Below are 13,114 nucleotides of genomic sequence, written 5' to 3'. Positions count from 1 at the left end.
GGCGGAGGGATGCTCCGCCTTCTCATGCGCTTTCGCCTGTCGGGCTCAGGCCGCAGCCTTAATATCCACCAGTTCCACGTCGAAGGTCAGCTCGCGACCAGCCAGGGGATGGTTGGCATCGAGAACAACGGTCTCTTCGTTCGATTCCGCCACCGTCACGGGTAGGGTCTGGCCATCCTGGGTCTGCATGGCAAGCTGGGTTCCGGGTTCGGTCGGAAGGTCAGCGGGCAGCTGCGCGCGCGGTACCGCCTGCATGCGGCTTTCGTCGCGTTCGCCATAGGCATCTTCGGGGCTGATCGTCACGGTCTTCTTTTCGCCGACCGACATGCCGTCGATCGCGCGCTCGAGGCCCGGGATGATCTGGTGCGCACCGAGCTGGAACTGCAGCGGCTCGCGGCCTTCGGAGCTGTCAAACAGCGTGCCGTCAGCCAGCTTCCCGGTGTAATTGATGCTTACGGTGTCGCCGTTTTTGGCCTGGCTCATAGAAATTCTTTCTCTCGCGTGGCCGGACACTTGATGATGCGGCGCGCCCACGCAAGGGGTCGCGGCATTTCTCTTGATCCACCCTTGCCCGTCTGCGGCTTTTTGTTGCCGGGTGCTGGTTCAGCCAGCGAGGCGTTGGGCATCCTCTTCGGAGAGTTCGAAATTGGCGTAGACCATCTGGACATCGTCGAGATCGTCGAGGGCGTCGACGAGCTTCACGACCGTTTCGGCTTTCTCCGAGCTGACCTCGATCATGTTCTGGGGCCGCCATGACAGCCGTGCCGTGTCCGGCTCGCCATAGCGCTCTTCAAGCGCTTTCTGGACTTCGGCGAAATCATCGGCTGCCGTGTAGATCGTGTGCGTCTCGTCATTGGACACGACATCCTCGGCACCCGCTTCGATAGCGGCTTCGAGAACATCGTCTTCAGAACCGATCTCGGCCTTGTATTCGATCAGCCCGACCCGGTCGAAGCCGAAGCTGACCGATCCCGTCTCACCAAGATTGCCGCCGTTCTTCGTGAAGGTCGAACGGACCTCCGAAGCGGTGCGGTTCCGGTTGTCGGTCAGCGCTTCGATGATGATGCCGACGCCTTCGGGGCCGAAGCCCTCGTAGCGAATCTCTTCGTAGTCATCGCCTTCGCCCGAAGAACCCTTCTTGATGGCCCGCTCGATATTGTCCTTGGGCATCGACTGGCCCTTGGCGTTCGCGATAGCCAGGCGGAGGCGCGGGTTAAAAGCCGGGTCAGGCGCGCCCATCTTGGCGGCGACGGTGATCTCCTTGGACAGGCGCGAGAACAGCTTCGAACGCTTGGCGTCCTGACGACCCTTGCGGTGCTGGATGTTGGCCCATTTGGAGTGGCCGGCCATGATACCTCCGGTAGAAATAGAAAAAGCCCCGAGCCTCTAAGACGCCCGGGGCCTTCTGTTAAGTGGCTATCGCGCCAGAGCTAGCGGCGGACAATCGATCGCACGATCGACACGACGACGATCCCTGCGAAGAGGAGGAGCCAGAAGCCCATCACCTCCATGAAGCGGATGCCCATCAACTCGTTCCAGGCGTCTTCGGCCCGCGCTTGCCAGCCGGCGACCTCGAAACGGTCATCGGCCATCAGCCCGCCCACGAGAACGACGAGCAGCGAGAACCAGACGAGCCCCCGCGTGGTGTTCGAGAAAACCGCGCCGATACCGTCGGCGCGGAGCCCCTGCGCAATGGCGACGATGGCGAGAGGAAGAAGAACCGTCAGCGGATCGGCGTTCAGCGCATAGCCGAAGGCCTCCGACAGGTCGGAAAGGATGTCGTTCATGGAAGTGTCCCAAGTTTACTGCCCCATGGGACGGAGCTTAACTGTTTGTTAAGTCCCTGACGACCCTCAAAATGCCTCGCCGAGATAGTCGATGAGAGCCCGGACTCGCGCAGGGAGATGCGCCGTCGGTGGCCAGATCGCGTGCAGCGTGTTTGTCGGCCAGTCGACCTCGGGCAGGATCTCCACCAACGTCCCGGCGTCGAGATACTCCTGCATGATGAAACGAGGCGCACCGTAGATGCCGTGCCCCTTCGCGGCGAGGGCGGCAAGGATGTCACCATTGTTGGCGACAATGCCGCGCGAGAGCTGCACCCGGCCCTCGCTCCCGTCATCTTCAGTCCAGTTCAGGACATCGCTCCGAGGCGCATTGGCGTAAATGAGGCCGGGCAGTCCCTCGAGATCCGCTGGCTTTCTGAACGGCCCGTGCTTCTCGACGAATTCAGGCGAGGCCGCGACGGTCATCTCGATCGGCGTCAGTTTCTTGGCGATCAACGTCGAGGGAGGGAGGTCCCCGATCCTGAGAGCCAGGTCGAAGCCTTCGCGTACGAGATCGACCTGGTCGTCCCGGAGATCGATCTCCATGGTCACGTCCGGGTTCTGGCGCAGGAACCCGTCGATCCGCTTCGGCAGGGCGCACAGGCCGAAGCTGAGCGGCGCCGCGAGCCTGATCGGACCAGCAACACCGAGGCTTTCTTTACGCATCTCCTCCTCAAGGGCATCGATGCTCTGAAGGAGGTCCTTCGATCGGGCGAGATAGGCCTCTCCGGCCGGGGTCAGCACCATGGCGCGGGTCGACCGGCGCACCAGCTCTATTCCGAGCCTCGCCTCCAACGCTTTCAGGCGGCGCGAAACGGCTGAAGGGGCGACACCGAGTTCGTGGGCAGCGGCAGAAATTGTCCCGGTGCGGGCAAGCACCTGGAACGTCGCCATGTCGCGGGCAGCATCCATGCCGGGAACTTATTCCTTCCCAGCGGTATCGGCCACCGGTTTTCGCTGCAGCCGAACGATCTGGTCCTCGGGAACCCGGGTCCAGTGCTGATCCCGGCAGAAAGGCCCAAGACAACCCTGAACGTTCAGGGTGTCCTCGCCGGTGCGGAAAATCGCTGAGCGAAACGCCCTTCCGTTCTTCAGGTTGTAGATCGTCCCGTTGCGCCAGCCGTCGTCCCGGCGCTCATAATCCTCGAGCAGGGTCACGCCGAGGATCCCGGTTTCACCTTCGGCCTGATCCTCCTCAAAGCTCGCATACCAGATGATCTGGCCGCGGATGCTTCCGTCTTCCGTCTCGACGATTTCGACATGGGCTCGCCCGTTCTCGGTCGCCCAGACCCCATCAACGTCCAGCGGGCTGAGTTGCAGCATCAGAAGAAGAAACAACACTTGGAACAGATCCTCGGATTTTGCGCTGCGAAAGGCGTCCCGCGAATGTGCGTGCGTTGCGGAAAAGCGCAAGCGGGTGGGACGAGAAGGACGAGAGATGCGCCCCTAAAGCAACAGCTCTAGCGCTCAGCGGTCGCCGTGATAGGAGCCCGGTCGATCCTCATGACCTCTGAACTGGGCACGCGCTGCCATTTCAACTCGCGGCAGATGAAGCCGACGCACCCCTGCACGCCGAGCGTCTCGGCATCGATGCGGTAGATCGCCGAACGGTAGGTCTTGCCGGAGGTCGGATCGTAGATCTCACCCTTGCGCCATTTATCATCGCCGCGCTGGAACCCTTCGAGGATAGGAAGGCCCAGGATCTCCTCGTCGCGTGCATCGGGATCGGGGTTCTTTTCATCGAAGACCACGTCATCCTCGTGACCGAGATACCAGATGATCTCGCCGCGGACGCTGCCCGTCTCGGTCTCGCTGATCTCGACCTGGCTCTCTTGCCCGTCGGTGTACCAGATGCCCGTCACGTCGAGAGGGTTGGTGGCAGCTTGGGCGAGCAGGAGGATGGAAAGAAGCATGGGTTTCTCTCGCGAAAGGGGTTCAGATCGTCGGGATGGCCTCGGACAAACGCCCGCCGATACGGAGAGGTTCGGCCTTCACTGCCAAACCGCTGCGGCGGTCTGTCTCGACCATAATACCACAGATCGTGGCAGGGCCGGCAGCCGGCTGCATGCGCGGCCCCCGCATCTTGGTCAGGAAGCTGTTCACCGGGCCCGACTTCTCCATGCCAATGACTGAATCATAGTCGCCGCACATCCCTGCGTCGCACTGGAATGCCGTGCCGCCGGGGAAGATCTGCGTATCTGATGTCGGGACGTGGGTATGGGTGCCCACCACGAGGCTCACCTGACCGTCGAGCCAATGGCCGACGGAATACTTCTCGGACGTCGCCTCGGCGTGCACATCGACGATGATGGCGTCGACCTCGCGGCCCATCTTGATGCCCTCCATCTCGCGCTCGATCGCAGGGGGGATGTCGTCCATCGGGTTCATGAAGCGCTGACCGTGGACCTGGATGACAAGGACCTGGTGGCCAGCCTCGCTCTGGTAGAGGCCTGCCCCCCTGCCCGGATTCGAGCGCGGGAAGTTGGCTGGCCGCAGGACCCGGTGGTCGTTCTCGTAGAGGTGGATCTCCTCGCGCTGGTCGTAGGCGTGGTTGCCGGTGGTGATGCAGTCGACGCCTGCCCGGAAGAGGTCGCCGGCGATCTGCTCGGTCAGCCCGAAACCGCCCGCGGCGTTCTCCGCATTGGCGACGACGAAATCGAGCTTCAGCTCAACCCTCAAGGAAGGAAGGCGCTCGACCACGGCCGTTCTGCCGGATCGGCCCATGATGTCGCCAAGATACAGAAACCGCACGCCAAAGCTCTCCTACAGCGGGCGCGCCCTAGCAGAGGCGCGACCGGAAAGCACGGGCCCCGAAGGCCGCAGTGGATGGCGAGCCGGTCAGGCGCGGTTCTTCGACACCACCACCAGCTGTGCGGGCTTGCGCATGGCCGAGAGGGCTGCGCGCAGTGTGTCGACGCTGCCCGGACCGTCGGTGACGGCAAGGGTGCGGCCAAGCTCTCGGGGGTAGTTGGTGCCGTCGACGATCAGAAGCTCTGGCTCGAGGAAGGCGATGCGGCCGCCATCCATGACGAACTGGTGCCAGTTCTCGAGGACCTCGCGCTTGTAGGCGCCATCGGCGATCAGAACATCCGGCGGGCAGGCCCGGCCTTCTTCTTCGGAGATCACCTCAAAGGGCGTCGCTACCTGAGGCAGGCCGATGGCGGCGGCGATGACCTCGGTGTCGAACCCCGAAGCATCGAGGATCATGTCCATGCGCGGACCGGTGCCGAGAAGGTAGGCATGGAGGCCATGGCGCGCGAGAGCCTCGGAGAAGCCATAGACTTCTGCTGTGCGCTGATTAACGCGCATCTCGAACGCACGGTACGCGGACGGCCCCACCAGTGACAGGGCGCTTTCCTCATCCCAGAGGCGAGCAAGCTGTTCGCGCCAAGGCGCGTAATCGTGACCGGAATAATCGTCATGGGTGAGAAACAGGCGGAGCGAGCCGCCTTGGGTCTCGGTCATGCACCCGCGGACGATCGAGAAACCTGTGGCCTGCGCGATGCGCTGGAGAACGGCGAGGGTGTATACAGCCTCCGCACGCTGATGGAACGTACCGGCAAGAGTCCGGGTGAGAGCGAGGGCCGCATAGGGCGTCTCGAGCACCATGACGCCGTCCTTGGCGAGCCAGGTCTTGGCACGAAGGAAGAAGGCAAGCGGGTCGTCCATCTCTCCGAGTACGGAGATCGCGGTGATGATATCGAACTTCTTGACGCCGATCTTCTTGAGGGCGTTCTGGCCGTCAGCGGAAAGGAAGTCTTCCTTGATACCGACACCCCAGTCCTGGGGACCCGTTTCCGGCAGCGAAGGGTCAAGACCGATCGGCACGATCCAGCGGGGATAGGCGCGGGCCAGCGTGCCCGAGCCGCAGCCAATGTCCAGGGCCGTCCCCTCGCGGGTCGACAGCATCTCGAGAGTCTGATGGGCGGCCGCCTTCAGGCGGAACTCATCCGTCCACGATGTGTCGAGGGCGAGAGGCGCGGGGCGTTCTTCATAGACTTCGGCACGCTGAAGAAGACCGCATCCCGATCGCCCGTCATGATCGCCGCAATAGACCCACTCGACACCATCGCCGATCTCGAACGCATGGGTCAGCGTTGTTCCGTGGCAGGCCCGGCAGTAACTGATGGCCGCTGCTATTCCCATGGTCTCGTTCCCGGCAGAATACTCGAATACGGGACGCAAGCTGCCAAACCACGGTAAAAGACCCGCTAAGATAAGGGTTTAAGATCGGTAAACGGATAAATCTGTTATCCCCACCGTAACCTGAGATCCATTTTTGCCCCGCTTCTAGCGGCGGGCACGGAAAAAGCCGCGGGGGCTGCCCGCGGCTTCGTCAGTGTCGTCGCCCACGCGGGCATCGGACAAAATGTCAGAAGGTGGAACGGATCAGGCCCGAGGCTGCTCAAAGCCCTCGCCAAGACCACGAACCCCACACGAACGACGGATCATCTGACTCGACATCCGATCACCTCCTTTACAATTGCTTCCGTTGATCAGAACGTGAGGTCGGAAGAACTGCATCGCAAGCGGAAAAGCGGTTGGCAGGGGCGCTTGCGCCGTTACAACGCAGCCATGAGCATTCGACCGAGAAAAGCCGTCATTCCCGTCGCCGGTTTCGGAACGCGGGTCCTCCCCGCTTCCAAGGCGATCCCGAAAGAACTCCTGACCGTCGTGGACCGTCCGCTGATCCACTACATCATGGAGGAAGCGCTGGAGGCCGGGTTCGAACATCTCTGCTTCGTAACCGGTCGCGGCAAGGGCGCCATCGAGGACTATTTCGATCACCAGGTCGAGCTGGAACAGGCCCTCGAGAAGAAGAACAAGACCAAGATCCTCGAAGCGACCCTCGAAAGCGTCCTTGAACCTGGCCGCACCTCCTTCACCCGGCAACAGAAGGCCCTCGGCCTCGGCCACGCCGTGTGGTGCGCACGGGACATCGTGGGCCGCGAGCCGTTCGCCGTGATCCTGCCTGACGTCATCATCAAGGGCGCGCCCAAGGCCCTCAAGGAGATGATGGACCGCTATGAGGACGGCTCCAACGTCATCGCCGTCGAGGAGGTGCCTCGGGACCAGGTCAACAAATACGGCATCATTGCGCCCAAGGGTGAATGGTCGAACGGCGCGGTCGAGATGACCGGAATGGTCGAGAAACCCGACCCCGCCGAGGCGCCGTCGAACTACTCGATCACCGGTCGCTACATCCTGCAGCCGGAGATCTTCGACCTTCTCGAAGACCAGAAGCCGGGGGCAGGAAACGAAATCCAACTTACCGACTCCATGGCCAAGCTGCTCGGCAAGCAGAAGTTCATCGCCGCCACCTTCACGGGCGAAAGCCATGACTGCGGCTCGATCGAGGGCTTCGTGAAGGCGAACATCGCCTTTGGCATGGACAATCCGGAGATCGGCGCAGCCATCAAGGACTACGTCCAGAACTAGGACGCACCGGTCCCATCCGAACCTCCGCACCATTTCATGCGTTAAGGTGCCGGAGGTGCGGCCTGGGCCTCAGCCTCCGGTCTTTTCCATTGCCTTCTGGAAGGCAGGGCGCGCGGTGTTGCGCTCTGCATAGGCTTTGAGCGTCGGATAGTCCGCCAGCAGACCGAGACGGTCGGCCATGTGACAGATATAAGTGACGCCGAAGTCCGGCAGCGTCATCTCATCGCCGAGGATGAAGTCGTTATCGCCGAGCTGGTCGCGGATGTAGCCAAGGTGCAGAGCCGTCTCCCCGGCTGCAAACATCGAGATCAGCATCGGCTTGGGGTCCTCCGTACGCGACAGGAGGAGTTGGATGAGGAGAGGAGCGAAAGCCGAGCCTTCGGGGTAGTGGAGCCACTGGAGCCACTGCCCCCGCGCCTTGCCTTCCTTGGGCGGAAGAAACTTGCCGTCCGGGTTGTGGCTCTCCACGAGATAGGTGGCAATGGCGGCGTTCTCGGCGAGGGTGAAGCCGTCGACCTCGATGACCGGAGACTTGCCGAGGGGGTGGACGTCTTTCAACTCGGGCGGCGCACGGCCCATCTCGTTACGGATGTAGATCTCAAGATCGTAGTCGAGGCCAAGCTCTTCGAGCAGCCAGGCCGTGAAAACACTGCGCCCGACGCGCAGGTGGTGGAGTTTGATGGTCATGGGACCTCCCTTTGGCAGAGGTGTAGCAGCCTCATGCGCGAGGGATAGCGGGGACTGCAGAGCGGACATAGGTCATCCGCGGCGCTCCCCAGGGGCGACCGTCCGTGAAGGGATCACCGCGCGGCGCCTCCGGCGCCTCTCTCCTGCGAACGGCCGAACATCAGCTCACGCCCGTAAGGGACCATCAGCCTCAGGAGCGCACTCCCTCGGCCGGACTTCCGAAGACCAGCAGGCGGCGTGGAAACGGCACCAGTCGCCCTTCTCCTGCTGAAAGCTGATGTTAGACGATCCAGCGCATTCCGAGGCAAGTTCCGGACAGCTACCGGCCCATGCTCTCGAGCCAGTGCTTGCGGCAGAGGGAGACGTACTCCGACTTGTCGACCTCGACCTGCTGGCCTTCACGCACGGCGTCACCGTGATCGTCCCGGCGCAGGTTCATCGTCGCCTTCTTGCCGCAATGGCAGATCGTGCGCGCCTCGCGCAAATCATCGGCAATGGCGAGGAGGGTCGCCGCACCCTCGAAGAGCTGACCCTGGAAGTCCGTGCGCAGACCATAGCAGAGGACCGGGATGCGCAGCTCGTCGGCGACTTTCGCAAGCTGCCACACCTGCGCCTCGGACAGGAACTGTGCCTCGTCGAGGAAGGCAGCGTCGATGCCATTGGCCCGGATCTCTTTGCCGATAGCGGCGAAGAGATCCGTCTCCGGACGGAAGATGTGGGCCTCAGCGTGAAGCCCGATGCGCGACTCGATCTTCCCCATCGTCGCAGCTTCGTCCACGGCATGGTGCCCCGAGGTCCACAGCATGACTTGCATCCCGCGCTCGCGGTAGTTGTGCGCCGCCTGCAGGAGGATCGCCGACTTGCCGGCATTCATGGCGCTGTAGGTGAAGTAGAGCTTGGACATGGTGATGCCGCTCTAGCCGATTCCGCGCGAGGAGACCCGCCTTCCCCGCTTCCCCGATTGACCCCTGCCCCGCAGCGCCGCTACGCCGCGGGCTATGACCGAGCGCAAATCCTCCTTCACTTACGAAGAGCTTCTTGAGTGCGGCCGCAACGGGCTTCGGGGTCCGGGCACGGCGCAGCTTCCCGTTCCGCCGATGCTGATGGCGGACCGGATCACCCATATTTCCGATGAAGGCGGTAGCTATGGCAAAGGCCAGGTCATCGCCGAACTCGATATCAAGCCGGACCTGTGGTTTTTCGAGTGCCACTTCCCCGGCGACCCGGTCATGCCGGGCTGCCTCGGACTCGATGCGTTGTGGCAGCTGACGGGCTTCTTCCTGACCTGGGGCGGCAGCCCGGGGCACGGCCGGGCGCTGGGCGCCGGGCAAGTGAAATTCTCTGGCCAGGTCCGCCCGGACAACAAGCTCGTGCGCTACGAAATCGATATCCGCCGCGCCATGCGCGGCAAATTGGTGTTGGCGATCGCGGACGGTAAAATGTTTGTCGATGGCCACCAGATCTACGAGGCCAAGGACCTGCGGGTCGGCCTGTTCCCGATGGAACAGCTCGAAGGCTCAGTCCTCGGCTGAGGCATTGATGAAAGGCCCGGTGAGGGCCGTACCCCGAGGGAGGCCGGCGCCGGCATGTTGCGGGCGCCCTCTCCGGCTATTGTAAGGAGAAACCTATGCGCCGCGTCGTGATCACCGGGATGGGAATCGTCTCATCGATTGGCAGCACTCTCGAAGAAGTGACAAAGAGCCTCCGTGAGGGCATCTCCGGCATCAGCTTTTCCGATGAGATGGCCGAGCACGGATTCAAGTCCCGCGTTTGGGGCAAGCCGAATGTCGATGTCGAGGAAGTGCTCGACAAGAAGACCCGCCGCTTCATGGGCGAGGGTGCCGCCTGGAACTACATTGCCATGCGCGATGCGATCGAGGACGCTGGCCTGACTGAAGACGAGGTTAGCCACGAGATGACGGGCATCGTCATGGGCTCGGGCGGTCCGTCCACGGAGACGATCGTCATGGCCGCTGACAAGACACGCGAGACCGGCAGCCCGCGCAGGATCGGCCCGACAGCCGTTCCGAAGGCGATGAGTTCGACCAACTCCGCCTGCCTTGCCGTGCCATTCAAGATCAAGGGGCTCAACTATTCGATCAGCTCGGCCTGTGCGACGTCCGTGCACTGCATCGGCCACGCCTATGAGCAGGTGGCCATGGGCAAGCAGGACGTGATCTTTGCCGGCGGCGGCGAAGATCTCGACTGGACCCTGTGCAACATGTTCGACGCCATGGGTGCGATGTCCTCCGACTACAATGACACCCCGACGCTTGCTTCGCGTGCATACGATGCCGCACGAGACGGCTTCGTCATCGCGGGTGGCGCGGCGACCGTCGTGGTCGAGTCGCTCGAACGTGCAGTCGCCCGCGGCGCGAAGATCTGGGGCGAGATCGTCGGCTATGCGGCCAACTCGGACGGCTACGACATGGTTGCGCCGTCGGGTGAAGGCGCCGTGCGTTGCATGAAAAAGGCGCTCGAAACCGTCCGGCAGAAGATCGGCTATATCAACACCCACGGCACCTCGACGCCGATTGGCGACACCCGCGAAGCGGCCGCGATCAAGGAAGTCTTCGGCGACGATGTCCCGCCCTTCGCCTCGACCAAGTCGCTCACAGGGCACTCGCTTGGCGCCGTCGGCGCTCAGGAGCTGGTGTTCACGCTTCTTCAGATGAAAGAGCGCTTTCTTGCCGCCTCCGCCAACATTGAAAAGCTGGGCGAAGAATTTGTCGGGCTGCCAATTATCCGGGAGCTGAAAGAAGGTGTCGACCTTCAGGCAGCGCTGACCAACAGCTTTGGCTTCGGCGGCACCAATGCCTCCCTCGCCGTGGCGAAATACGAGGGCTGACGGCCTTGACCCGTGACGAGATCCTGAGGCTGATCATTGATGGCCGGACCGATCTCGTCACGGAACTGATGAAACAGGATGGCTGGCGGGAGAGCCTGGCAGCGCCGTTTCCGAACCCGATCGATTGGTTCATCTATTACAATGACACAACGGCGCTGCGCCTGGTCCATGACCGGGGCGGCGCCATCCCTTTCGAGACGCTCGGCGCGCGGCTCAACAGCGCGGCGTTCTTCGGACACTGGAAGGTCTGCGACTTCCTGCTCGGCCTTGGCGCAGACCCCAACCACCAGCTTCCGCGCTCTCGGGAGACGGCGCTTCATTCGGCGCTCTGCAAGGCCAACAGGCCGCATTTCATCTATACGGTGCGCGTGCTGCTTGACCATGGGGCAAACCCCAATGCGCAGACGGCGGACAACATGCCCACCGATGCCTTCATGCGGGACGTGCGGACACGGGGCGAGACGCCACTCCACCGTGCCGCCGCCTATGCCGACCCGGAGATCATTCGCCTGCTGCTGGACCGGGGAGCGGACAAGGAGCGCCGTGACGCCCATGGCGACACCCCGCTCGGCTGGGCCAGCATGCATCTCAGGCCAGGCTCGGTTCTGGCACTTCTCGCCTATGGCGACCACCGAATTTCGCAAAAGCAAGTGTCGGAGCTGACCTCCGACCACGGCGCGGGCTGGGGCAATGGCATGGAGCGCAACCTGATGGGCGGCTACCGTCCGCTGTCGAGTACCGAGGACTGACATGGCCATGCGGAACGGGCTGCGCGATCGGTGCGGGACACAGGCATGACCGGGGCGGAGGCGCTGCCGACCATCTGGCCCTTCATGACGCCGCCCGAAATGCCGGCGGAGAACGCTTGGGCGATCCACCTCCTCCTCAGCCTCCATACGGCTCTTACAGCGCTGGTCTTCGCCAGCGGGCCAGTGATGGCGTGGCGGGCATGGAAGGACCGGGCGGACTGGATCTATTGGGGCATCGCGAGCCTGCCCCTGGGGGTCGAGGCGCAGCGCCTTGTCGCAGGCAATCGCTGCGTCGTACAGGACTTGGCGCAGGCGCTCTGGCAGGTGCCGCCCGATGTCTGGGCGCCAGACCTTTACGGGGTCCATGCAAGCTGGATGACCTATGTGGTCGATGCCTGCATCGCCTCCTATGCCGCCGGCCTGATCGTCAGTGTAGCGCTCTTCCTGAAAAGGCGCCGGGGCTGGTTCGGTGGCCACGCAGCAAGACCGAATTTAACCTTACCAAGGTGATGCGACTTCTTCTCTCCGGCGATGCCAGCGGTTCAGACTTTCTTGATAGTCCGGGCACGGGGCAGAAAAGGAAGAGAGAATGTTCGGCACGTTTCGCAATACTGGCATCGCGGCCGTCGCGTTGCTGGGCCTGACCGGCTGCTACGAAGACCTTCTCGATGACGAGCCCGGCGGCGAGTACATTCCGGGCGTCTCGACCACGGTGACGGGTGTCGTTGCCAAGGGCTTTGCCTATTGCGACGTGGTCATCCGCGAGCCGGTGGGCACGGCCCTGACAGATATCTCCTACCGTCCTGCGGGTGTCGTGGTGGGCCAGAACTTCAGCACCAACGGCAACCCCGTCCCCCAGCCAACCGCCGCAGACGTTCGCTTCACCCTGACCGTTAACGACTATGTCGGCCCGGCGATCATCGAAGCGAGCAACTGCTCCTACGAGGACGAGACCACAGGCGACCGCTACGACGTGCCCCTCCTCCGTGCACCGATCGATATTCCGCAGACCGGCGGCCAGATGACCGTTTCGGTCACCCCGCTTTCGGAAATGGCGTTCAATGTCGCCCTCGCCCGCGCGGGCGGTGTCGTCCAGAACATATCTTCCCGCGGTGTCGAGTCTGGCTACCGGCTGGTGGCGGATGCGTTTTCCGCGGGCGGGCAGTTCGACCCGATGACCACAGTGCCAGCGATTGCGACCCTCGACAGCTCGGCCAATGCGGCGGCAGACGAGGTTTTCTTCGGACTCGTGCTTGCGGCGTTCTCGGGCGCAACGAGCCAACTAGACCAGCTCTATGTGGCGCTGTCGGATGATTTGAGCGCGCAAGGCCTGCGCGACTTCTACGACATGGTCGAGCAAGGCGCGGCCACCTTCGACCAGTCCGGACGCAACCGAACTGGCCAGGATGCTGCGGATGTCATCGCCCAGGCGCGGGCAACAGCCCTCAACCCAGACCCTTCAGGTCCCTAATCAGGCGACGAAGTCCATTTCCGGAGTTACGGGAATGGCTTCGAGCTTCGTCACGCCGAACGCGACCTGGACACTCGCTTCGCGCAGGCGGTGGAGA

General features: G+C 63.0%; 16 protein-coding genes. 6 read left to right on the top strand and 10 right to left on the bottom strand.

Going from position 1 to position 13,114, the window contains the following annotated elements; translation table 11 throughout:
* Positions 1 to 45: 45 nt before the first annotated feature.
* The 8 genes from IE053_RS00240 to IE053_RS00205 all read right to left on the bottom strand — a co-directional run bounded on the left by IE053_RS00240 (position 46) and on the right by IE053_RS00205 (position 5,969).
* Entirely contained in the window at positions 46 to 483 is a 438-nt protein-coding gene (locus IE053_RS00240; RefSeq protein WP_189570315.1) for an FKBP-type peptidyl-prolyl cis-trans isomerase, read from the bottom strand.
* 120 nt (positions 484 to 603) lie between these two features.
* Positions 604 to 1,350 carry a YebC/PmpR family DNA-binding transcriptional regulator gene (locus tag IE053_RS00235; RefSeq protein ID WP_189570313.1) on the bottom strand — a complete coding sequence of 249 codons (747 nt, stop codon included), beginning with the start codon at positions 1,348 to 1,350 and terminating at the stop codon, positions 604 to 606.
* Between the two features lie 80 nt (positions 1,351 to 1,430).
* The gene (locus IE053_RS00230) at positions 1,431 to 1,787 is read right to left on the bottom strand and encodes a hypothetical protein (protein WP_189570311.1); all 357 of its coding nucleotides are present in this window, start codon (positions 1,785 to 1,787) and stop codon (positions 1,431 to 1,433) included.
* A gap of 66 nt (positions 1,788 to 1,853) precedes the next feature.
* Positions 1,854 to 2,735 (bottom strand): LysR family transcriptional regulator, encoded by an 882-nt coding sequence (locus IE053_RS00225; RefSeq protein ID WP_189570309.1) that lies wholly within the window; start codon positions 2,733 to 2,735, stop codon positions 1,854 to 1,856.
* Positions 2,736 to 2,744: 9 nt separating this feature from the next.
* Positions 2,745 to 3,164 carry a DUF2147 domain-containing protein gene (locus tag IE053_RS00220; protein ID WP_189570307.1) on the bottom strand — a complete coding sequence of 140 codons (420 nt, stop codon included), beginning with the start codon at positions 3,162 to 3,164 and terminating at the stop codon, positions 2,745 to 2,747.
* Positions 3,165 to 3,283: 119 nt separating this feature from the next.
* Entirely contained in the window at positions 3,284 to 3,736 is a 453-nt protein-coding gene (locus IE053_RS00215; RefSeq protein ID WP_189570305.1) for a DUF2147 domain-containing protein, read from the bottom strand.
* 22 nt (positions 3,737 to 3,758) lie between these two features.
* A complete protein-coding gene (locus IE053_RS00210; RefSeq protein ID WP_189570303.1) occupies positions 3,759 to 4,574 on the bottom strand; it encodes a TIGR00282 family metallophosphoesterase in 816 nt (271 codons plus the stop codon).
* An 87-nt stretch (positions 4,575 to 4,661) separates the two neighbouring features.
* Positions 4,662 to 5,969 (bottom strand): class I SAM-dependent methyltransferase, encoded by a 1,308-nt coding sequence (locus tag IE053_RS00205; protein WP_189570301.1) that lies wholly within the window; start codon positions 5,967 to 5,969, stop codon positions 4,662 to 4,664.
* A gap of 429 nt (positions 5,970 to 6,398) precedes the next feature.
* Between IE053_RS00205 and galU the strand changes: the two genes are divergently transcribed.
* Positions 6,399 to 7,262 carry a UTP--glucose-1-phosphate uridylyltransferase GalU gene (galU, locus tag IE053_RS00200; RefSeq protein WP_189570300.1) on the top strand — a complete coding sequence of 288 codons (864 nt, stop codon included), beginning with the start codon at positions 6,399 to 6,401 and terminating at the stop codon, positions 7,260 to 7,262.
* A gap of 69 nt (positions 7,263 to 7,331) precedes the next feature.
* Here the strand turns inward: galU and IE053_RS00195 are convergent, their stop codons facing one another.
* Together IE053_RS00195 and IE053_RS00190 are read right to left on the bottom strand one after the other, a co-directional pair.
* On the bottom strand, positions 7,332 to 7,949 hold the full coding sequence (locus tag IE053_RS00195) for a glutathione S-transferase family protein (protein ID WP_189570298.1): 618 nt from the start codon (positions 7,947 to 7,949) through the stop codon (positions 7,332 to 7,334).
* A 319-nt stretch (positions 7,950 to 8,268) separates the two neighbouring features.
* Positions 8,269 to 8,853: a thymidine kinase gene (locus IE053_RS00190; protein ID WP_189570296.1), complete on the bottom strand. Its 585-nt coding sequence runs from the start codon at positions 8,851 to 8,853 to the stop codon at positions 8,269 to 8,271.
* Between the two features lie 94 nt (positions 8,854 to 8,947).
* Here IE053_RS00190 and fabA point away from each other — a divergent pair, with 94 nt between their 5' ends.
* The 5 genes from fabA to IE053_RS00165 all read left to right on the top strand — a co-directional run bounded on the left by fabA (position 8,948) and on the right by IE053_RS00165 (position 13,017).
* Positions 8,948 to 9,481 carry a 3-hydroxyacyl-[acyl-carrier-protein] dehydratase FabA gene (gene fabA, locus IE053_RS00185; protein WP_189570294.1) on the top strand — a complete coding sequence of 178 codons (534 nt, stop codon included), beginning with the start codon at positions 8,948 to 8,950 and terminating at the stop codon, positions 9,479 to 9,481.
* 95 nt (positions 9,482 to 9,576) lie between these two features.
* Positions 9,577 to 10,797 (top strand): beta-ketoacyl-ACP synthase I, encoded by a 1,221-nt coding sequence (fabB, locus tag IE053_RS00180; protein ID WP_189570292.1) that lies wholly within the window; start codon positions 9,577 to 9,579, stop codon positions 10,795 to 10,797.
* A 5-nt stretch (positions 10,798 to 10,802) separates the two neighbouring features.
* The gene (locus IE053_RS00175; RefSeq protein ID WP_189570290.1) at positions 10,803 to 11,546 is read left to right on the top strand and encodes an ankyrin repeat domain-containing protein; all 744 of its coding nucleotides are present in this window, start codon (positions 10,803 to 10,805) and stop codon (positions 11,544 to 11,546) included.
* A gap of 45 nt (positions 11,547 to 11,591) precedes the next feature.
* The gene (locus IE053_RS00170) at positions 11,592 to 12,056 is read left to right on the top strand and encodes a hypothetical protein (protein ID WP_189570288.1); all 465 of its coding nucleotides are present in this window, start codon (positions 11,592 to 11,594) and stop codon (positions 12,054 to 12,056) included.
* A gap of 79 nt (positions 12,057 to 12,135) precedes the next feature.
* Entirely contained in the window at positions 12,136 to 13,017 is an 882-nt protein-coding gene (locus tag IE053_RS00165) for a hypothetical protein (protein WP_189570287.1), read from the top strand.
* The last annotated feature ends 97 nt before the right edge of the window (positions 13,018 to 13,114 follow it).

It is taken from the genome of Parvularcula lutaonensis, assembly GCF_014651915.1.
Taxonomy (GTDB): domain Bacteria; phylum Pseudomonadota; class Alphaproteobacteria; order Caulobacterales; family Parvularculaceae; genus Parvularcula; species Parvularcula lutaonensis.
The sequence above is the reverse complement of the archived record's forward strand: the minus strand, read 5'-3'. Positions and strand labels throughout refer to the sequence as shown.

Excerpts from the sequence above, each read along its gene's own strand:
- IE053_RS00230 (WP_189570311.1), bottom strand. The coding sequence starts at position 1,787 with ATGAACGACATCCTTTCCGACCTGTCGGAGGCCTTCGGCTATGCGCTG.
- galU (WP_189570300.1), top strand. The coding sequence starts at position 6,399 with ATGAGCATTCGACCGAGAAAAGCCGTCATTCCCGTCGCCGGTTTCGGA.
- IE053_RS00195 (WP_189570298.1), bottom strand. The coding sequence starts at position 7,949 with ATGACCATCAAACTCCACCACCTGCGCGTCGGGCGCAGTGTTTTCACG.
- fabB (WP_189570292.1), top strand. The coding sequence starts at position 9,577 with ATGCGCCGCGTCGTGATCACCGGGATGGGAATCGTCTCATCGATTGGC.
- IE053_RS00165 (WP_189570287.1), top strand. The coding sequence starts at position 12,136 with ATGTTCGGCACGTTTCGCAATACTGGCATCGCGGCCGTCGCGTTGCTG.
- IE053_RS00190 (WP_189570296.1), bottom strand. The coding sequence starts at position 8,853 with ATGTCCAAGCTCTACTTCACCTACAGCGCCATGAATGCCGGCAAGTCG.
- IE053_RS00225 (WP_189570309.1), bottom strand. The coding sequence starts at position 2,735 with ATGGATGCTGCCCGCGACATGGCGACGTTCCAGGTGCTTGCCCGCACC.
- IE053_RS00215 (WP_189570305.1), bottom strand. The coding sequence starts at position 3,736 with ATGCTTCTTTCCATCCTCCTGCTCGCCCAAGCTGCCACCAACCCTCTC.
- IE053_RS00240 (WP_189570315.1), bottom strand. The coding sequence starts at position 483 with ATGAGCCAGGCCAAAAACGGCGACACCGTAAGCATCAATTACACCGGG.
- IE053_RS00170 (WP_189570288.1), top strand. The coding sequence starts at position 11,592 with ATGACCGGGGCGGAGGCGCTGCCGACCATCTGGCCCTTCATGACGCCG.
- fabA (WP_189570294.1), top strand. The coding sequence starts at position 8,948 with ATGACCGAGCGCAAATCCTCCTTCACTTACGAAGAGCTTCTTGAGTGC.
- IE053_RS00235 (WP_189570313.1), bottom strand. The coding sequence starts at position 1,350 with ATGGCCGGCCACTCCAAATGGGCCAACATCCAGCACCGCAAGGGTCGT.
- IE053_RS00205 (WP_189570301.1), bottom strand. The coding sequence starts at position 5,969 with ATGGGAATAGCAGCGGCCATCAGTTACTGCCGGGCCTGCCACGGAACA.